This is a genomic window from Flagellimonas olearia, from assembly GCF_009184425.1.
GTDB classification, from domain to species: Bacteria; Bacteroidota; Bacteroidia; order Flavobacteriales; family Flavobacteriaceae; genus Flagellimonas; species Flagellimonas olearia.
Genome location: NZ_WELG01000001.1, coordinates 945,744 through 964,659 on the forward strand (window position 1 = coordinate 945,744; position 18,916 = coordinate 964,659).

Consider the following 18,916-nt stretch of genomic DNA (forward strand, 5'->3'; position numbering starts at 1 on the left):
ATTTTGTTACTTTTGCACAAATGAAATTTACAGCTACCCAAATTGCCGGAATCTTAGAGGGGGAAGTTGAGGGAAATCCTCAAATCGCTGTACATAAATTATCCAAAATTGAAGAGGGCGAAAAAGGCTCCTTGACTTTTTTGGCGAATCCAAAGTATACCTCTTATATCTACTCCACAAAGGCATCCATAACCATTGTGAACAAGGATTTCATTCCAGAACAGTCCCTGTCCACCACATTGATCAAAGTAGAGGACGCCTACAAATCTTTTTCCAAATTATTGGAATACTACAATCAAGTAAAGAACAATAAAGTGGGCGTGGAAAGCCCATCCTTTATTTCCGCAAGTGCCCGTTACGGGGAAGGATTTTATTTAGGAGCTTTTTCCTATCTGGGCGAAAATGTCAAGATAGGGGACAATGTAAAGGTCTATCCCAATGTATATATAGGTGATAATGTCACCATTGGCGACAACGTGATGATCTTTGCAGGTGCCAAAATATATTCCGAATCCATTATAGGAGACAATTGCACCATACATAGTGGTGTAATCATCGGTGCTGATGGTTTTGGATTTACCCCAAATGCCAAGGGCGAGTACAGCAAAGTGCCACAGACCGGAAACGTTATCTTGGAAGATAATGTAGATATAGGGGCAGGCACCACAATAGATCGGGCCACACTTGGATCTACCATTTTACGAAAAGGGGTAAAGTTGGACAACCAAATCCAGATTGCCCATAATGTTGAAATTGGTGAGCATACCGCCATTGCCGCACAAACGGGTATAGCAGGATCTACTAAAATTGGAAAGCACTGCCTTATTGGTGGCCAAGTAGGCATCGTGGGGCATATTACCATAGGGGATAGGGTCAAGATACAAGCACAATCAGGGATTGGACGAAACGTGAAAGATGATGAAGTGCTGCAAGGATCACCCGCACTGAACTACGGCGACTTCAATAAATCATACGTACACTTCAAGAATTTACCAAAACTGGTGAATCAAATCTCCAACATAGAAAAAAAAGTTGAAGGTGAGCAAGACAAGTAACAAGCAACGCACCATTGAAAAGAAAGTAACCCTTGAGGGAGTGGGACTCCATACAGGGGAACATGTGACCATGAGCTTTTTACCTGCAAAGGAAAACCATGGTTATGCATTCAAACGGGTAGATCTTGAGGGAGAACCCATTATTGAGGCCGATGCCAACTATGTGGTAAATACCCAAAGAGGTACCAATCTGGAAAAGAATGGGGTGAAAATCCAAACCTCGGAGCATGTTCTTGCTGCCTTGGTTGGGTTGGATATTGATAATGTGATGATCGAGTTGAATGCCCCTGAACCTCCTATTATGGATGGCTCTTCCAAGTTTTTTGTGAAAGCGTTGGAAGAAGCTGGTATCGTGGAGCAGGATCAGGAGCGGGAGGAATACGTGGTAAAAGATGTTATTTCTTATAAGGATGAAGCTACGGGCAGTGAGATAACCGTAATCCCATCGGACCATTATCAGATTACCACAATGGTGGATTTTGGCACTAAAGTTCTAGGGACCCAAAATGCCACTTTGGAGCATATCTCCGACTTTAAGGAGCAGATTGCCTCTGCCCGTACCTTTAGTTTTCTTCATGAGTTGGAGATGCTTTTGGAGCATGGCCTGATCAAAGGAGGGGACCTTAACAATGCCATTGTTTATGTGGACAAGGAAATTTCCGAGTCCACCATGAAAAAGTTGGAACAGGCTTTCAACAAAGAAAAACTATCGGTAAAACCGAATGGGATCTTGGACAATTTGACTTTACATTATCCCAATGAGGCCGCACGACATAAATTATTGGATGTAGTTGGGGATTTGGCTTTGGCCGGAACGCGGATTCGGGGAAAGGTCATTGCCAATAAGCCCGGCCATTTTGTGAACACCCAATTTGCCAAAAAACTATCCAAAATCATCAAGATAGAGAAAAGGAACAAGGTTCCCACCTATGATTTGAATCAGACTCCTTTAATGGATGTGACCAAGATCATGGGGATGTTACCCCACCGTCCGCCCTTTTTGTTGGTGGATAAGATTCTGGAACTTTCCGACACCCATGTGGTAGGTGTAAAGAACGTGACCATGAACGAACCGTTCTTTGTGGGACACTTTCCTGGCGCACCGGTTATGCCCGGCGTACTTCAGGTAGAGGCCATGGCACAAACAGGAGGCATCTTGGTGTTGAGCACTGTTCCGGACCCGGAAAACTATTTGACGTTCTTTATGAAAATAGACAACGTGAAGTTTAAACAACAGGTGGTACCCGGAGACACCTTAATCTTTAAATGCGATTTGATTTCTCCCATTCGCCGTGGCATTTGTCACATGCAGGCTTATGCCTATGCCAACGGCAGGTTGGTTTCGGAAGCCGAGCTTATGGCACAGATCGTTAAAACCAAAAACGCTGACGAATAGATGAACCAACCCTTAGCATATGTGCACCCAGGTGCCAAGATTGCCAAAAACGTGGTCATAGAGCCCTTCACCACCATTCACAATAATGTAACCATTGGTGAAGGCACTTGGATTGGCTCAAATGTAACTATCATGGAAGGGGCCCGTATTGGAAAAAATTGCAATATTTTTCCCGGGGCCATTATCTCCGCCATGCCACAAGATTTAAAATATCAGGGGGAAGACACCACGGTCCATATTGGGGACAATACCACCATTAGGGAATGTGCCACTATCAACAAAGGGACCTCGGACCGTATGAAAACGGTCATCGGGAACAACTGTCTGATCATGGCCTATTGCCACGTAGCACACGATTGTGTTGTAGGCGATGGATGTATCTTCAGTAATAACTCCACTTTGGCCGGACACGTGACCATTGGTCAGAATGTGGTTTTGGCCGGAATGGTGGCCGTACACCAGTTTGTATCCATTGGAAACCATGCGTTTGTAACAGGTGGTTCATTGGTACGGAAAGATGTACCACCCTTTGTGAAAGCGGCAAGAGAACCCTTGTCCTATGTAGGCATCAACTCCATAGGGCTTCGCAGAAGAGGGTTTGAAGCTGAAAAAATCAGGGAGATACAGAATATCTACAGAATATTATATCAAAAAAATTATAACAATTCCCAAGCGGCATCCATTATTGAAGCTGAAATGGAGGCAACTCCTGAACGTGATGAGATCCTTCAATTTATCAGGGATTCGCAACGCGGAATCATGAAAGGCTATTTTAGTTCAAATTAATCCTATGGCAAGTACTTCAGATATACGAAAAGGGTTGTGCATTAGATACAACCACGACATTTTTAAGATCATTGAATTCCTTCATGTAAAACCCGGAAAAGGCCCTGCCTTTGTCCGAACCAAATTAAAAAGTGTCACTACAGGAAAAGTAATAGACAATACCTTCTCCGCTGGGCATAAGATTGAAGATGTTAGGGTAGAGACCCGATCGTATCAATATCTATATCCGGAAGGGGACACGTTCCACTTCATGAATACGGATGATTACAACCAGATTTCCCTGCAAAAAGATGCGTTGGATTCTCCTGACCTATTAAAAGAAGGAGAGGTCGTTACCATTATTTTCAATACGGAGGACAACATGCCACTTTCAGTGGAAATGCCCGCCAGTGTTATTTTGGAGGTAACCCATACCGAACCTGGGGTTAAGGGAAATACAGCCACCAATGCCACCAAACCGGCCACTGTGGAAACCGGTGCCCGTATCAACGTTCCGCTTTTTATCAATGAAGGTGACAAAATCAAAATCGATACGGAAAAAGGGGCATACATGGAACGTGCTAAAGAATAACGAGCCATGAAATTCCCTAGGGCGTATACCTTAAAAGAAATTTCGGAGCTCATTGACTCGGAATTTGTGGGAGGGGAAACCTTTCCCATTTTTGGAATGAATGAAATCCATGTCGTGGAGGAAGGGGATATTGTATTTGTGGATCACCCCAAGTACTATGACAAAGCCCTTGAGTCCAGGGCATCCGTGGTACTCATCAATAAAGATGTGGAGTGCCCGGAAGGAAAGGCACTGTTGATTTCTGATGACCCTTTTAGGGATTTCAACAAGCTGACGAAGTTTTTCAGACCCTTCCAGAGTGCCAATACTTCCATAGCCGAAACAGCCGAAATAGGTGAGGGAACCATCATACAACCCAATGTTTTTATTGGCAACCATGTAAAAATTGGAAAACACTGTACCATCCATCCCAATGTGACCATTTATGACCATTGTGTTATTGGTGACCATGTTACCATACATTCCGGTACCGTGTTGGGTTCAGATGCCTTTTACTACAAGAATAGACCCGAAGGACTGGACAAATTGATATCTGGAGGTAGGGTAGTCGTTGAAGACCACGTAGATATTGGAGCAGCTTGTACCATTGATCGTGGGGTTACGGGGGACACCCGTATCAAAACAGGATCAAAACTGGACAATCAAATCCAAATTGGCCACGATACCGTGATTGGAAAAAAATGCATGATTGCTTCCCAAGTGGGCATCGCAGGATGCGTGGTAGTGGAAGACGAAGTCATCATGTGGGGGCAGGTAGGAGTGACCAGTGCAGCAACCATAGGAAAAAAGGCAATTATTTTGGCCCAAACAGGGGTTGCCAAATCCTTGGAGGGTGGCAAGACCTATTTTGGAAGCCCTGCGGAGGAAGCCCGTGATAAACTGAAGCAAATGGCTTTGGTAAAGAAAATCCCGGAAATCCTCGAAAAATTGAAAAAGATTTAATAAAACAATAGACAAAACGCATAGCATAGCCTATTTTTACACCTAATTAAGTTTAACATATGAGCGTCTTAGTAAACAAAGATTCAAAAATAATTGTACAAGGTTTTACCGGTAGCGAAGGAACATTCCACGCCGGACAAATGATTGAATACGGTACCAATGTAGTAGGAGGTGTGACCCCCGGAAAAGGTGGGCAGGAACACTTGGGAAAACCAGTTTTCAATACCGTTTTGGAAGCGGTTGAAAAAGTAGGTGCCGACACTACCATCATTTTTGTACCACCCGCCTTTGCTGCAGATGCCATTATGGAAGCCGCTGATGCCGGCATCAAGGTCATCATTACCATTACAGAAGGTATTCCTGTGGCCGATATGGTCAAGGCAAACGACTACATCAAGAATTTTGATTGTACTTTGATAGGCCCTAACTGCCCAGGCGTCATTACTCCCGGAGAGGCCAAAGTAGGCATCATGCCCGGTTTTGTATTCAAAAAAGGAAAAGTAGGAATTGTTTCCAAATCGGGAACTCTTACCTACGAAGCTGCTGATCAAGTGGTCCGTCAAGGATTGGGAATCACTACTGCCATTGGTATTGGTGGAGACCCCATCATTGGAACAACTACAAAAAAAGCAGTGGAACTATTGATCAATGATCCAGAAACCGAGTGTGTGGTCATGATCGGTGAGATTGGCGGACAATTGGAAGCCGAAGCGGCCAGGTGGTATAAAGAAAGTGGAAGCAAAAAGCCCATTATTGGGTTTATTGCCGGTGAAACGGCTCCTGCCGGACGTACCATGGGACACGCCGGTGCCATTGTAGGTGGTAGCGACGATACGGCCCAAGCCAAGAAAAGAATCATGCGCGAATGTGGTATCCACGTAGTGGATTCCCCAGCAGAAATTGGCGTGAAAGTAAAAGAAGTGGTTGGCTAAGACCAACCGTTAAAACTATTCTAAATCCCGTTTAAAGCGGGATTTTTTTTCGGCAAAACATAAAACAACAACTATATTTGGTTGATAACCATTCAAACACTATCAGCATATGAAACTTTTGGAAGGAAAAAACGTGATCATTACCGGGGCAAGCAGGGGAATCGGAAAAGGGATAGCCCAAATATTTGGACAACATGGTGCCAATGTGGCATTTACCTATAGCTCCAGTGAAGCTCCAGCTCTGGAATTGCAAAAAGAACTGGAAGACATGGGTGTAAAGGCCAAGGCTTACAAAAGTAATGCGGCCAGTTATGAAGATTCGGAAGCTTTGGTGGCCCAGGTCTTGGAAGATTTTGATGGAAGAATCGATGTATTGATCAACAATGCCGGAATCACCAAGGACAATTTATTGATGCGGATGGGAGAGGATGATTTTGATGCTGTGGTGGAAATCAACCTAAAATCCGTGTTCAACATGACCAAAGCGGTACAACGTACCATGTTGAAACAACGAAAAGGCTCTATCATCAACATGAGCAGTGTGGTAGGAATCAAAGGAAATGCAGGACAGGCCAACTATGCCGCCTCAAAAGCTGGTATGATCGGATTCACAAAGTCCATAGCACTGGAATTGGGTTCACGGAATATCCGTTGCAATGCCATTGCTCCTGGTTTCATTGAAACTGAAATGACCGATAAGTTGGACGAGAAAACGGTTCAGGGTTGGCGGGACGCCATTCCATTGAAACGAGGAGGAAAACCTGAGGATGTGGCCAATGCCTGTCTATTTTTGGCCTCCGACCTTTCAGACTATGTTACCGGACAAGTGTTGAGCGTGGACGGTGGCATGCTAACATAAAATGCATGGAATTTAGCACGGTACTCCTTATTGTTCTTGCAGCGGTTGCCGTGCTATCCATGGTCCTTTATCAATACTTTTATAGAACCCCAAAAAAGGGTTCCTTGACAATAATACTGGCCACATTACGGTTTTTCACCTTGTTCTGTGGCCTTTTGTTATTGATCAATCCCAAATTCGTCAATAGAGACTATTTTTTGGAAAAGGCCAATCTCATCGTGTTGGTCGACAATTCTTCATCCATTCAAGAGACCCAATCCAAAAGCTCTATTTCGGAAATAACCCAGCGTCTCATGGAGAATCCTTTGCTTCAAGAACGCTTTTCCATTTATGCCTATGCCTTTGGAAAAGATATCCGCGCCATGGACTCCCTTGGGTTCAATAAAAGGAACACCGATATTTCCAATGCGCTTTCTACGGTGGATGAGGTCTTTGTAAATGGCACCAACGCTGTGGTTCTTTTAACGGATGGTAACCAAACCTTAGGTAGGGATTACGAGTATCTCAACTTGGGAAGCAATCTTTCCATAAATCCAGTTGTGGTAGGTGACACCACGAATTATGAGGATATTTCCATTGGCCTCATCAACACCAATACCTATGCATTTTTAAAGAATAGGTTTCCTGTGGAGGCCACTGTTTTGTACAACGGCCAACAATCCGTTTCCAAGGACGTCACCATGACCTTGGATGGCAAAGTGGTCCATAGGGAGCGGGTAGAACTCAATCAAACCCAAAACAGCCAGACCCTACACACCTTGGTTGAGGCCCAGAGCGTGGGAATGAAAACCATTCGAGTTGAGGTGGAAACCTTGTCCAACGAAAGAAGTACCGCTAACAATAGAAAGGAAACTGCCATTGAGGTCATTGATGAAAGAACCAATGTGGTGATAATTTCTGATATGCTCCATCCGGATATGGGGGCGTTAAAAAAAGCAATTGAATCCAATGAACAGCGTACCGTATCCATACATCCCCCAACCGTTTCCAACAGCGTTTTGGAAGAGGCAGACTTGCTTATCCTCTACCAGCCCAACCGAAAGTTCAATGCTATATACGACCATATTTCAAAATCCGGTATAGGCACCTTTACCATAACAGGCACCAAAACGGATTGGAAGTTCCTGAACAGGGTGCAACAAAGTTTTCAGAAAGAGAACAATAATCAATCTGAAGATATTTTAGCCGTTCGCAACGCTACATTCCAGACTTTTGGTCTGGATGATTTCAATGTCAATGGATTTCCGCCATTAGAAGGCTTTCTGGGAAATATTGAACTGAACAAGAACGGGGAAATCATCCTCTACCAACAGATTCGCGGTGTGGATTTGGAAAGTCCATTATTTGCTGTTTTATCCGAAGGAAATCAGAAAGATGCCGTTTTATTCGGGGAAAATCTCTGGAAATGGCGTGCCCAGACCTTCAGGAATGACCAAAGTTTCCAAAATTTTGATGCTTTTATAGGAAAGCTCATGGTGTATTTGAACAGTACAGGGCAACGAAATCGATTGGAACTCGACTACAACTTGATCTTTGATAATGCCAGCTTGGCACAGATACGAGCCTCCTATTTCGATGAAAGTTATCAGTTTGACCCAAGTGCAAGCATAAACATCCAAGTAGAGGGGAAAGACAATGGTTTTACCCGTGAATCCCCCATGTTGTTGAAAGGCAATTTTTTTGAAGTGGATCTGGGTGATCTGGAAGCAGGCGAATACCAGTTCACGGTTACGGTAAAAGACGCCAACCTGAAACAATCTGGAACCTTCAAGATTTTGGATTTTAACCCGGAAGATCAGTTTACTTCTTCCAATTATGGAAAATTGGGGCGATTGGCCGAGAAGACGGACGGCCACTTGTATTTCCCTAACAAGATTGACGCCTTGTTTGAAGAACTGACCACTTCGCAACACTATGTGCCCACACAAAAGAGCAAAGAGAATATTGTATCTTTAATAGATTTCCGTATCCTATTGGGATTGATGGTCCTTACCCTTGCTTTGGAGTGGTTCATCAGAAAGTACAACGGATTAATTTAAATGTTATAAAACCATGGATAGATTACCTAAGATTGCTTTACCGGCCTTAGCGGGCATTATTTTTCTGATCATATTTATTTCAAGATCTACAGTGACCATCGGTTCTGGGGAAGCCGGGGTTCTTTACAAATATTTTGGAGGAGGTGTGGTGACCGATGCTCCCCCCTTGGGCGAAGGATTCCACTTGGTTGCCCCATGGAACAAGGTGTTTGTGTACGAAGTTCGACAGCAAGAACAGCTTGAGAAAATGAACGTACTTTCCTCAAACGGTCTGGATATTAAACTCGAAGCCTCTGTTTGGTTCCAACCAAAATATGATGAGCTTGGTAAACTGCACCAAGAAAAAAGTGAACAATATATAGAACGAGTTTTGCTGCCGGCAATACGTTCTGCTGCCCGTAGCGTGGTTGGACGATACACCCCGGAACAGTTGTATTCCAGCAAGCGGGATGCCATTCAACAGGAAATCTTTGAAGAAACCCAAAAAATTGTGGATGACCAATATATTCAATTGAATGAGGTTTTGGTACGGGATGTAACCTTGCCACCTACCATAAAGGATGCCATTGAACGTAAGCTCAAGCAGGAACAAGAATCCTTGGAGTATGAATTTAGATTGGTCACTGCCCAAAAAGAAGCGGAAAAAGTTCGAATCGAAGCACAAGGAAAAGCCGATGCGAATAAGATTTTAAGTGCTTCCCTTACGGACAAGATATTGCAGGATAAAGGGATTGAAGCTACTTTAAAACTCGCCGAATCCCCCAATGCAAAAGTGGTAGTGGTAGGGTCTGGAGACGATGGTTTGCCCCTAATTTTGGGAAATAACTAAATAAGTCTTTTTTGATAAAAAAATATGTCCTACTTTTGATTCCATAATGAGAAACAAAAACGTACATCATCATTTTTACACTTGCTCTCAAGCGAGGTAGAGATGTATTGTTGTAATCAAAAATATATTCTAACCCGTTTGAGAAATCAAACGGGTTTTGTTTTTGTGCCCGTTTGGGTTGTCAAACACCAAAAAAAAAATAATGACAAAGATTAGGATTGCGGTTCAAAAAAGTGGCCGGTTAAATGAGGATTCCCTCGCAATTTTGAAGGATTGTGGTATTTCCATAGACAATGGAAAGGATCAGTTAAAAGCCACGGCCCGAAATTTCCCCTTGGAGGTGTTTTACCTTCGTAATGGGGATATTCCACAGTACCTAAGGGATGGGGTAGTGGATATTGCCATCATTGGGGAAAATGTGTTGGTGGAAAAAGGGCAGGACATTTCCGTTGTTGAAAAACTGAACTTTTCCAAATGCCGGGTCTCCTTGGCAGTTCCGAAGGGAGTAAAATACAACTCGGTAAAAGACTTGGAAGGAAAAAAAATAGCAACCTCTTATCCCAATACGGTAAATGGATATTTGAAATCTAAAGGCGTTACGGCAGATTTGCACATTATCAACGGTTCTGTGGAAATTGCCCCAAACATTGGATTGGCCGATGGTATTTGCGATATTGTCTCTAGTGGAAGCACCCTCTTCAAGAACAATTTAAAAGAGGTCGATGTGATCTTGACCAGTGAAGCTGTTTTGGCGGTATCGCCCACCATATCCGAAGAGCGCATGGAGATTTTGAAAAAAATCCAGTTTAGGATAAAATCGGTATTACAAGCACGCCAGAACAAATATGTATTGCTGAATGCACCCAATGACAAGTTGGACGAGATCATTTCGCTTTTGCCCGGAATGCGCAGTCCAACAGTATTGCCGTTGGCAGAAGAGGGCTGGAGCTCCGTACATTCAGTAATTACGAGGGATACCTTTTGGGAGGTCATTGATGCCCTCAAACAAGCCGGGGCCGAAGGAATTTTGGTATGTCCTATTGAAAAAATGGTACTGTAGTGAAGCGAATAAATTTTCCAGAAAGAGAAAATTGGGAAGGAATCTTAAAAAGACCCACCCAAACCGTATCCGATATTGAGGGTACGGTCAATACTATCTTTGAAGAGATGAAATCCGGAGGGGATGCCGTTGTCAAAAAATATACGGAACGCTTTGATGGGGTTGCCTTGAACAATTTCAAAGTGACTTCAGATGAAATACAAAAGGCATCCGAATCCGTTTCCGAGGAGTTGCAACAAGCCATTAGCCTGGCACAAAACAACATTGAAAAGTTTCATGCGGCACAACGTACGGAAAGGGTAGAAGTGGAAACCATGCCCGGGGTATCCTGCTGGCAGGAAAAGAGACCCATCCAAAAAGTTGGATTGTACATCCCAGGGGGTTCCGCGCCACTTTTTTCCACTATTTTGATGTTGGCCATTCCAGCCAAACTGGCGGGTTGTACAGAAATTGTACTCTGTACACCCCCAGACAAGAAAGGGGAAATCAACCCTGCCATTCTGTATACCGCACAACTTTGCGGGGTAACCCAAATCTATAAAGTAGGAGGTATACAGGCCATTGCGGGAATGACCTTTGGAACGGAATCCATCCCTAAAGTTTATAAAATCTTTGGCCCAGGAAACCAATTCGTTACCGTGGCCAAGCAACTGGCTACAAAATATGGGGTGGCCATTGACATGCCTGCCGGACCTAGTGAACTTTTGGTGGTGGCAGATGATACGGCCAATCCAGCTTTTGTAGCGTCTGATTTGTTGAGTCAGGCCGAACATGGTGCCGATAGTCAGGTAATTTTGGTATCAACCTCAGAGAGTTTGATCAATGCCGTAGAGGAGGAAATAAAGACTCAGCTAAAAGTGTTGCCTAGAGTTTCCATTGCTGAAAAAGCCATTGCCAACAGCAAATTGATTCAGGTGAAAAATGACCAAGAAGCCTTGGATTTGATCAACGAATATGGTCCCGAACACTTTATTGTATGTGTTGAAAATGAAGGCTTTTACCTTGATGGCATCCAAAATGCCGGTTCGGTGTTTATAGGGAACTATACCCCGGAAAGTGCTGGGGATTATGCTTCAGGAACCAATCACACCTTGCCCACCAATGGGTATGCCAAGCAGTACAGCGGTGTAAACCTGGATAGTTTCATGAAAAGCATGACCTTTCAAAAAATATCCGAAGAAGGCATAGATAGAATTGGAAATGCCATAGAACTCATGGCCGAAGCGGAAGGCCTTCAAGCACACAAAAATGCAGTGACCCTAAGATTAAAACGCTCCAAATGAAAGCTGTATTCAACATAAAAAATATGGTCAGGGCTTCCGTGGACCAATTGAAACCCTATTCCTCCGCACGGGATGAATATGTTTCGGACGGTTCTGAAATGATTTTCTTGGATGCCAACGAGAATCCGTTTGAGAACGGTGTCAATCGCTATCCAGATCCCTACCAGAGAAGCCTAAAATCACTCTTGGCCGAACAAAAAGGAGTTTCTGAGAGCAACATGCTTCTGGGAAATGGCAGTGATGAAGTGTTGGATCTTATTTTTAGGGCATTTTGTGAGCCTAATCGGGACAACATCATCACCTTGCCACCCACGTATGGCATGTACAAGGTTCTGGCGGGCATCAACGCGGTGGAGAACCGGGAAGTATTGCTGACACCGGATTTTGAACCCAACGTCCCTGAAACCCTGAAAGTGGTGGATGGGAACACCAAGTTGTTGTTCATTTGTTCACCAAACAACCCCACAGGAAACACCTTTACGGTGGATAAGGTGCAACAGTTATTGGAATCTTTTCAAGGGTTGGTAGTTATTGATGAAGCCTATATTGATTTTTCAGAAGAAGAGAGTTGGGTAAGTAAATTGGCGGGGTATCCCAATTTGATAGTGACCCAAACCCTTTCCAAAGCCTACGGTTTGGCGGGTATTCGACTTGGGATTTGTTATGCTTCGGAAGAAATTATTGCCATTTTAAACAAGATCAAACCACCCTATAATGTCAATCAGCTTACACAGCAACAGGCTTTGCAACGTTTGTTGAACCAAGATGCGGTTGCCACTGAAGTCAACCAGATACTAATGGAACGAACGGCATTGATCCAGGCATTAAAAGCGTTGGCTTTTGTACAGGAAATATATCCAACAGATGCTAATTTTGTGTTGGTCAAGGTGGATGATGCCAATAAACGATATCAACAACTATTGGAGCAAAAAGTGGTGGTACGTAATAGAAGTACCCAACCCTTATGCGAAAATACCCTTCGGTTCACCGTTGGGACCCCAGAAGAGAACAAAACATTGATAGCCATTTTAAAACAACTACCATAATGGGCAAGAAAGTATTATTTATTGATCGTGACGGGACCATTATAAAGGAAACGGCCGACGAACAGATTGATGCATTTGAGAAGATGATTTTTTATCCCAAGGCATTCACGTTTCTGGGGAAGATTGCCAAGGAATTCGATTATGAATTGGTCATGATCACCAACCAAGATGGTTTGGGTACGGATATTTTTCCAGAAGATACCTTTTGGCCGGTACACAATTTTATCATGAAATCTTTTGAGAATGAAGGAGTGGTTTTCGACGAAGTGTTTATTGATCGAACCTTTCCCAAGGACAATGCCAATACCCGTAAACCCGGAACCGGCATGTTGACCTCTTATTTTTCCGATGCCTATGATTTGGAGAATTCCTTTGTGATCGGAGATCGCTTGACGGATGTGGAATTGGCCAAAAATTTGGGTGCGAAGGGAATCTTCATCAATGACGACACCCATTTGGGGACAGGCGAGATTACGGTAAAACGTGAAGAGTTGGACGAGTTTATCGCCTTAGAGAGCAATGATTGGGAAAAAATCTATGAGTTTTTAAAACTGGAAAACCGTATTGGTGAAATTTCAAGAAAGACCAACGAAACGGATATCCAAATCAAATTGAATCTGGATGGCACCGGGAAAAGTGACATCCAAACCGGATTGGCCTTCTTTGACCATATGTTAGATCAGTTGGCCCGTCACGGACAAATGGATTTGGACATCAAGGTGGATGGCGATTTGGAAGTGGACGAACACCATACCATCGAGGATACGGCCATTGCTTTGGGCGAAGTGTTTTCAAAAGCCTTGGGCAATAAATTGGGAATAGAACGCTACGGTTTTTGTTTGCCCATGGATGATTGTCTGGCCCAAGTGGCCATAGATTTCGGCGGAAGAAATTGGCTGGTGTGGGATGCTGAGTTCAAAAGGGAAAAAGTAGGGGACATGCCCACTGAAATGTTCCTGCATTTCTTTAAATCCTTCACGGACGGAGCCAAGGCCAATTTGAACATCAAAGCAGAAGGTGACAATGAACACCACAAAATAGAGGCTATTTTCAAAGCTTTTGCCAAGTCCATTAAAATGGCCGTGAAGCGGGATGCCGAGAAGATGGTATTGCCCTCAACCAAGGGCGTATTATAAACTAGGTCATTTCGAAGGAGTTTATGACTGAGAAATCTAGATTTCTCACTACGTTCGAAATGACAACATACACATTACTATAAATGAAGTTGGTGATAATCGATTACGGTGCAGGAAACATCCAAAGCATCAAGTTTGCCATACAACGCTTGGGGTTTGAAGCGGTCTTGAGCCATGATGCCGAAGAAATCCGGCAAGCGGACAAAGTTATTTTTCCCGGTGTGGGAGAGGCCAGTTCGGCGATGGCAAAGCTTCGGGACACTGGTTTGGACAAACTCATTCCCACGTTGAAGCAACCTGTTTTGGGCATTTGTCTTGGTATGCAACTCATGTGCAGCTCTTCGGAGGAAGGGAATACAACCGGTCTGGGCATTTTTGATTTGGACGTGGTTAAGTTTCCCAATACCGTAAAAGTTCCCCAAATTGGGTGGAACCAAATCACAGAACTCCAATCCGATTTGTTCAAGGGAGTCCCTGAAAAATCCTATATCTACCTAGTGCATAGTTTTTATGCCCCAAAGGGTGAGGACACCATTGCAGAATCCGATTATGCATTGCCCTATAGTGCTGCATTGCAGAAAGATAATTTTTACGGGGTTCAATTCCACCCTGAGAAAAGTAGCGAGGTGGGCAGTACCATTTTAGAAAACTTTTTAAAGGTGATTTGATATGGAATACTATATCTCATCGGACAAGGATAAATTGGATGTTCCCAGAATCCACCAAGAGGTGAAATCTACCTATTGGGGTGGCTATAGGACACCGGAAATGACTCAAAAGACTATCGATACCTGCCTTTGCTTTGGGGTATATTCCCATGAGGGTGAACAAGTGGGTTTTGCCCGTGTATTGACCGATAAAGTGGTTTTTGCCTACCTTATGGATGTCATCATTTTTGAACCACACAAAGGAAAAGGATTGGGGAAAAAGTTGGTAGCTACTATTCTGGAGCATCCAGATATCAAAGCGGTTCACACCGTTGGATTGAAGACCATGGATGCCCACGGACTATATGAACCGTTGGGATTTGCAAGGATAGGAGACTCTCCTTTGTGGATGGCCAAGGACAACGCTAAATACGATTACGAATGAGACTGATTCCAGCTATAGATATTATTGAGGGGAAATGTGTTCGTCTTTCCAAAGGCGACTACAATACCAAGAAAGTTTACAATGAAGATCCCGTGGAAGTGGCCAAGGAATTCGAGGCCCATGGGATTCAAAACCTCCATTTAGTGGATTTGGATGGGGCAAAATCCAGGCATATAGTCAACCACAAGGTATTGGAAAACATTGCTTCCAAAACCAATTTAAAGATTGACTTTGGGGGCGGTCTAAAAACCGATCAGGACCTTCACATTGCTTTTGAGAGTGGGGCCCATCAAATAACAGGAGGGAGCATTGCCGTTAAGAATTCGGACGTTTTTTTAGGTTGGTTGGAGAATTATGGTCCCAATAAAATCATTCTTGGCGCCGATGCCCAAAATGAGAAAGTAGCGGTTTCGGGCTGGCAGGAGGAATCCGATCAAGAATTGGTTCCTTTTATCCAGTCTTACCAAAAGCAGGGAATCCGATATGTGATCTGCACTGATATTGGCAAGGATGGCATGTTGGAAGGGCCTTCTTTCGAACTGTATAAAAAAATCATCTCCAACACCATGAAACATGAGACCATGATTACAGGAAGTGGTGTGGAGGACAAAGAGGTAATCGGCATCAACCTCATTGCCAGTGGTGGTATTTCAACTTTTGACGAACTGCCCAAACTTGCCGAAATGGGCTGCGAGGGAACCATCATTGGAAAGGCCATTTATGAAAACCGAATCAGTTTAAAGCAATTGGAAGCTTATATTCTTCAAAATGGATAAGGAAAAGCAACTTCAGGAAGAACTCATCTGGAATGTGGGCTATCGCATGGACGAAAGTCTACGCATGATCACAATCTGTCTGGACCAACTTCCGGAGTCCGATATCTGGAAGAAACCCAATGCATCGGCCAACAGCATAGGAAACCTTATCCTGCACCTTTGCGGCAACATTACCCAATACGGGATTGCCTCCATCCAGAATTTGGAGGATACCCGTTCACGTGATGAGGAGTTTTCCGTTTCGTCCGGGTTCACCAAGGCAGAGCTTCTGAAAAAGCTCAGTGATACCATTGATGAGGCCAAGAGGGCCTTTTATGAAGCTCCCTTGGAAGAATTGTTGCGAAGGAGGGCCGTACAGGGATTCCAATTTTCTGGAGTGGGCAATATCATCCATGTGGCGGAACATTTATCCTATCATACCGGACAGATTGCCCTATGGACCAAATTGTTGAAGGATACCGATTTGGGGTTCTATAAGAATGTAGACTTGAATATTAAAAATGAATAACGCTTAGACCCATATGCTTACAAAACGTATCATACCCTGTTTGGACATCAAGGACGGAAGAACTGTAAAAGGCGTCAATTTTGTGGACTTGCGCGATGCAGGGGACCCTGTGGAACTTGCAGCCATCTATGCCCAAGAAGGGGCCGATGAGTTGGTGTTCTTGGACATTTCAGCCACCGAGGAGAAACGAAAGACCTTGGCAGAGTTGGTGTACCACGTTGCCGAAACCATCAACATTCCCTTTACCGTAGGTGGGGGCATCTCATCGGTTGAGGATGTGGATATCCTTCTAAAAAATGGTGCCGACAAGGTCTCCATCAATTCTTCGGCCGTGAAACGACCTGAGCTGATCAATGAATTGGTGGCCAAATTTGGTTCCCAATGTATTGTAGTGGCCATAGACGCCAAGCAAATTGATGGGCAATGGATAGTACACTTGGTTGGCGGTAAGGTTCCCACGGAAATGGACCTCTTTGAATGGGCCAAGGAAGTGGAACAACGGGGTGCCGGGGAAATCCTGTTCACCTCCATGGACCATGATGGTACCAAAAATGGTTTCGCCAATGAGGCCCTCGCCAAATTATCAGATTTAGTGAACATTCCCATCATTGCTTCGGGTGGAGCCGGGACCATTCCCCACTTTACGGATTCGTTTAAAGATGGAAAAGCGGATGCTGCCTTGGCCGCAAGCGTATTTCACTTTAAGGAAATTGAAATAAAGGATTTAAAAAACGAACTGAAGGAAGAAGGAATTCCTGTAAGAATTTAGGATATGAAAATAGATTTCACCAAAAGCCCGGATGGGCTGATACCGGCCATCATCCAAGACGCAAGCACTAAGAATGTTCTGATGCTAGGCTACATGGACCAAGAGGCCTTTGATACCACCCAAAAAACCCAAAAGGTCACTTTTTTTAGCCGTAGCAAGCAACGTTTATGGACCAAAGGGGAGGAAAGTGGTAACTTTTTGGAACTCGTCGATATAAAAAATGATTGTGACAGCGACACCCTGTTGGTATCCGTCAATCCGGTAGGGCCTACTTGCCACAAAGGAACCGATACCTGCTGGGCCGAGGAAAACACCCAAACCTATGGTTTTCTATCTACTTTGGAGCAAATCATCACCTCCAGAAAGAACGACCAGGAAAATCCGGATAGCTATGTGGCTTCCCTATTTCGAAAAGGCATCAACAAGATTGCCCAAAAAGTGGGTGAGGAAGCTGTGGAAACTGTGATCGAGGCCAAGGATAATGATGAAGAACTATTTTTGAATGAAAGTGCCGATTTGCTCTTCCACTATTTGATTTTGCTGCAGGCCAAGGGATATACCTTGGAGGATATTGTACAGACCCTTCAGAAACGGCACAAGTAAGCCATAGCGTTAAGTTTTCTTTAAACGCTGAGCCATTAGATCAAAATGCGTTAATTTTATGTAATGGCTATGAATACAAGAAAAGGGTTTCGTTTTACCACTTACGAAGCGCCGGACCAAACCCCGTTCGAAAAACTCTTTGAGATTTTTCAGGAACTCATTACACATACTTCGGGTGATGTAGAGGAAGCTTTGGACTGGCTCCGGGAGTTGGACAAGGAGTACGAACTTACCGATGACGACTATACCATTGATGATTTTATAGAGGACCTCAAGGCAAAGGGCTATATCCGAGAGGAATTTGATACAGATAACCCGGAAGGGGGACAAGGCGAGGAAGGTGATGAAGATGAATCAGGAAGGGGCAATCTATCCATTACCGCCAAATTGGAGCGTATGTTGCGGCAGCGGGCCTTGGACCAAATCTTCGGAAAACTCAAGCGTAGCGGTGCCGGGAACCATAGAACCGGAAAATCAGGCAGAGGCGATGAGCATACGGGAGAATTTCGGGAATATCGTTTTGGGGATGCCCTGGAACATATTTCCATGACCGAAAGTCTTAAAAATGCCCAAGTAAACCATGGACTGGACAGCTTCTCATTGAATGAGGATGACCTTGTAGTGGAAGACACCCAGCATAAGGCCCAGATGAGTACGGTCTTGATGATCGATATCAGCCATAGTATGATCCTCTACGGTGAAGACCGGATTACCCCGGCCAAGAAAGTGGCCATGGCCCTGGCGGAATTGATTACCACTAGATATCCCAAAGACACCTTGGATATTTTGGTTTTTGGAAACGATGCTTGGCCCATTCCCATCAAGGATCTTCCCTACCTAAAGGTAGGACCCTACCATACGAATACCGTGGCTGGTCTACAGTTGGCCATGGACATGCTCCGAAGAAAACGGAACACCAACAAACAGATCTTCATGATCACGGATGGAAAACCTTCCTGTCTAAGACTCCCCAATGGTGATTATTACAAAAACAGTGTTGGGCTGGATGATTATATTGTGGAAAAGTGCTATGCCATGGCCCAACAGGCCCGAAAGCTCCATATTCCCATAACCACATTCATGATTGCCCAAGACCCTTATTTGATGCAGTTTGTGAGGGAGTTTACCCAAGCCAACAGGGGCAAGGCGTTTTACACAGGTTTAAAAGGGTTGGGAGAAATGATTTTTGAGGACTACGAACAAAATCGAAAAAGACGAATCAAAGGATAACGAT

The 18,916-nt window shown here is 44.1% G+C and carries 20 protein-coding genes; all 20 read left to right on the plus strand.

What is annotated here, in order from left to right:
• Window positions 1-20: 20 nt before the first annotated feature.
• The 20 genes from lpxD to F8C76_RS04040 all read left to right on the plus strand — a co-directional run bounded on the left by lpxD (window position 21) and on the right by F8C76_RS04040 (window position 18,912).
• On the plus strand, window positions 21-1,055 hold the full coding sequence (gene lpxD, locus F8C76_RS03945) for a UDP-3-O-(3-hydroxymyristoyl)glucosamine N-acyltransferase (RefSeq protein WP_152130548.1): 1,035 nt from the start codon (window positions 21-23) through the stop codon (window positions 1,053-1,055).
• Window positions 1,039-2,451 carry a bifunctional UDP-3-O-[3-hydroxymyristoyl] N-acetylglucosamine deacetylase/3-hydroxyacyl-ACP dehydratase gene (locus tag F8C76_RS03950; RefSeq protein ID WP_152130549.1) on the plus strand — a complete coding sequence of 471 codons (1,413 nt, stop codon included), beginning with the start codon at window positions 1,039-1,041 and terminating at the stop codon, window positions 2,449-2,451. Before lpxD ends, F8C76_RS03950 begins: the two co-directional genes overlap by 17 nt.
• The gene (lpxA, locus tag F8C76_RS03955) at window positions 2,452-3,237 is read left to right on the plus strand and encodes an acyl-ACP--UDP-N-acetylglucosamine O-acyltransferase (RefSeq protein WP_129654298.1); all 786 of its coding nucleotides are present in this window, start codon (window positions 2,452-2,454) and stop codon (window positions 3,235-3,237) included.
• Between the two features lie 4 nt (window positions 3,238-3,241).
• Window positions 3,242-3,808, plus strand: a complete 567-nt coding sequence (gene efp / locus F8C76_RS03960) for an elongation factor P (RefSeq protein WP_152130550.1) — start codon at window positions 3,242-3,244, stop codon at window positions 3,806-3,808.
• 6 nt (window positions 3,809-3,814) lie between these two features.
• On the plus strand, window positions 3,815-4,750 hold the full coding sequence (locus tag F8C76_RS03965; RefSeq protein WP_152130551.1) for a UDP-3-O-(3-hydroxymyristoyl)glucosamine N-acyltransferase: 936 nt from the start codon (window positions 3,815-3,817) through the stop codon (window positions 4,748-4,750).
• A gap of 59 nt (window positions 4,751-4,809) precedes the next feature.
• Complete coding sequence (gene sucD, locus F8C76_RS03970) at window positions 4,810-5,682, plus strand: succinate--CoA ligase subunit alpha (RefSeq protein WP_116218822.1); 873 nt, start codon at window positions 4,810-4,812, stop codon at window positions 5,680-5,682.
• 109 nt (window positions 5,683-5,791) lie between these two features.
• On the plus strand, window positions 5,792-6,541 hold the full coding sequence (gene fabG, locus F8C76_RS03975; protein ID WP_129654295.1) for a 3-oxoacyl-[acyl-carrier-protein] reductase: 750 nt from the start codon (window positions 5,792-5,794) through the stop codon (window positions 6,539-6,541).
• Window positions 6,542-6,546: 5 nt separating this feature from the next.
• A complete protein-coding gene (locus F8C76_RS03980) occupies window positions 6,547-8,580 on the plus strand; it encodes a vWA domain-containing protein (RefSeq protein ID WP_152130552.1) in 2,034 nt (677 codons plus the stop codon).
• A 13-nt stretch (window positions 8,581-8,593) separates the two neighbouring features.
• Window positions 8,594-9,409, plus strand: coding sequence for a prohibitin family protein (locus tag F8C76_RS03985; protein WP_129654293.1), 816 nt, complete (start codon window positions 8,594-8,596; stop codon window positions 9,407-9,409).
• A gap of 202 nt (window positions 9,410-9,611) precedes the next feature.
• Window positions 9,612-10,469 carry an ATP phosphoribosyltransferase gene (gene hisG / locus F8C76_RS03990; RefSeq protein WP_129654292.1) on the plus strand — a complete coding sequence of 286 codons (858 nt, stop codon included), beginning with the start codon at window positions 9,612-9,614 and terminating at the stop codon, window positions 10,467-10,469.
• The gene (hisD, locus tag F8C76_RS03995) at window positions 10,469-11,752 is read left to right on the plus strand and encodes a histidinol dehydrogenase (protein ID WP_152130553.1); all 1,284 of its coding nucleotides are present in this window, start codon (window positions 10,469-10,471) and stop codon (window positions 11,750-11,752) included. Before hisG ends, hisD begins: the two co-directional genes overlap by 1 nt.
• A complete protein-coding gene (gene hisC, locus F8C76_RS04000; protein ID WP_152130554.1) occupies window positions 11,749-12,798 on the plus strand; it encodes a histidinol-phosphate transaminase in 1,050 nt (349 codons plus the stop codon). Before hisD ends, hisC begins: the two co-directional genes overlap by 4 nt.
• The gene (hisB, locus tag F8C76_RS04005) at window positions 12,798-13,934 is read left to right on the plus strand and encodes a bifunctional histidinol-phosphatase/imidazoleglycerol-phosphate dehydratase HisB (protein WP_152130555.1); all 1,137 of its coding nucleotides are present in this window, start codon (window positions 12,798-12,800) and stop codon (window positions 13,932-13,934) included. The genes hisC and hisB overlap by 1 nt, the downstream gene beginning before the upstream one ends.
• 83 nt (window positions 13,935-14,017) lie before the next feature.
• A complete protein-coding gene (gene hisH / locus F8C76_RS04010; protein WP_152130556.1) occupies window positions 14,018-14,602 on the plus strand; it encodes an imidazole glycerol phosphate synthase subunit HisH in 585 nt (194 codons plus the stop codon).
• A 1-nt stretch (window position 14,603) separates the two neighbouring features.
• The gene (locus F8C76_RS04015) at window positions 14,604-15,026 is read left to right on the plus strand and encodes a GNAT family N-acetyltransferase (protein WP_152130557.1); all 423 of its coding nucleotides are present in this window, start codon (window positions 14,604-14,606) and stop codon (window positions 15,024-15,026) included.
• Window positions 15,023-15,802 (plus strand): 1-(5-phosphoribosyl)-5-[(5-phosphoribosylamino)methylideneamino]imidazole-4-carboxamide isomerase, encoded by a 780-nt coding sequence (locus F8C76_RS04020; protein ID WP_152130558.1) that lies wholly within the window; start codon window positions 15,023-15,025, stop codon window positions 15,800-15,802. Before F8C76_RS04015 ends, F8C76_RS04020 begins: the two co-directional genes overlap by 4 nt.
• The gene (locus F8C76_RS04025) at window positions 15,795-16,310 is read left to right on the plus strand and encodes a DinB family protein (RefSeq protein WP_152130559.1); all 516 of its coding nucleotides are present in this window, start codon (window positions 15,795-15,797) and stop codon (window positions 16,308-16,310) included. The genes F8C76_RS04020 and F8C76_RS04025 overlap by 8 nt, the downstream gene beginning before the upstream one ends.
• Window positions 16,311-16,323: 13 nt before the next feature.
• On the plus strand, window positions 16,324-17,079 hold the full coding sequence (hisF, locus tag F8C76_RS04030) for an imidazole glycerol phosphate synthase subunit HisF (RefSeq protein ID WP_152130560.1): 756 nt from the start codon (window positions 16,324-16,326) through the stop codon (window positions 17,077-17,079).
• Window positions 17,080-17,082: 3 nt separating this feature from the next.
• Window positions 17,083-17,682: a bifunctional phosphoribosyl-AMP cyclohydrolase/phosphoribosyl-ATP diphosphatase HisIE gene (hisIE, locus tag F8C76_RS04035; RefSeq protein WP_152130561.1), complete on the plus strand. Its 600-nt coding sequence runs from the start codon at window positions 17,083-17,085 to the stop codon at window positions 17,680-17,682.
• A 63-nt stretch (window positions 17,683-17,745) separates the two neighbouring features.
• Entirely contained in the window at window positions 17,746-18,912 is a 1,167-nt protein-coding gene (locus F8C76_RS04040) for a vWA domain-containing protein (protein WP_152130562.1), read from the plus strand.
• Window positions 18,913-18,916 lie beyond the last annotated feature (4 nt).

Bases quoted from the DNA above. Each gene is read 5' to 3' on its own strand.
- lpxD (WP_152130548.1), top strand. From the start codon at position 21: ATGAAATTTACAGCTACCCAAATTGCCGGAATCTTAGAGGGGGAAGTT.
- lpxA (WP_129654298.1), top strand. From the start codon at position 2,452: ATGAACCAACCCTTAGCATATGTGCACCCAGGTGCCAAGATTGCCAAA.
- efp (WP_152130550.1), top strand. From the start codon at position 3,242: ATGGCAAGTACTTCAGATATACGAAAAGGGTTGTGCATTAGATACAAC.
- F8C76_RS03965 (WP_152130551.1), top strand. From the start codon at position 3,815: ATGAAATTCCCTAGGGCGTATACCTTAAAAGAAATTTCGGAGCTCATT.
- sucD (WP_116218822.1), top strand. From the start codon at position 4,810: ATGAGCGTCTTAGTAAACAAAGATTCAAAAATAATTGTACAAGGTTTT.
- fabG (WP_129654295.1), top strand. From the start codon at position 5,792: ATGAAACTTTTGGAAGGAAAAAACGTGATCATTACCGGGGCAAGCAGG.
- F8C76_RS03980 (WP_152130552.1), top strand. From the start codon at position 6,547: ATGGAATTTAGCACGGTACTCCTTATTGTTCTTGCAGCGGTTGCCGTG.
- F8C76_RS03985 (WP_129654293.1), top strand. From the start codon at position 8,594: ATGGATAGATTACCTAAGATTGCTTTACCGGCCTTAGCGGGCATTATT.
- hisG (WP_129654292.1), top strand. From the start codon at position 9,612: ATGACAAAGATTAGGATTGCGGTTCAAAAAAGTGGCCGGTTAAATGAG.
- hisC (WP_152130554.1), top strand. From the start codon at position 11,749: ATGAAAGCTGTATTCAACATAAAAAATATGGTCAGGGCTTCCGTGGAC.
- hisB (WP_152130555.1), top strand. From the start codon at position 12,798: ATGGGCAAGAAAGTATTATTTATTGATCGTGACGGGACCATTATAAAG.
- hisH (WP_152130556.1), top strand. From the start codon at position 14,018: ATGAAGTTGGTGATAATCGATTACGGTGCAGGAAACATCCAAAGCATC.
- F8C76_RS04015 (WP_152130557.1), top strand. From the start codon at position 14,604: ATGGAATACTATATCTCATCGGACAAGGATAAATTGGATGTTCCCAGA.
- F8C76_RS04020 (WP_152130558.1), top strand. From the start codon at position 15,023: ATGAGACTGATTCCAGCTATAGATATTATTGAGGGGAAATGTGTTCGT.
- F8C76_RS04025 (WP_152130559.1), top strand. From the start codon at position 15,795: ATGGATAAGGAAAAGCAACTTCAGGAAGAACTCATCTGGAATGTGGGC.
- hisF (WP_152130560.1), top strand. From the start codon at position 16,324: ATGCTTACAAAACGTATCATACCCTGTTTGGACATCAAGGACGGAAGA.
- hisIE (WP_152130561.1), top strand. From the start codon at position 17,083: ATGAAAATAGATTTCACCAAAAGCCCGGATGGGCTGATACCGGCCATC.
- F8C76_RS04040 (WP_152130562.1), top strand. From the start codon at position 17,746: ATGGCTATGAATACAAGAAAAGGGTTTCGTTTTACCACTTACGAAGCG.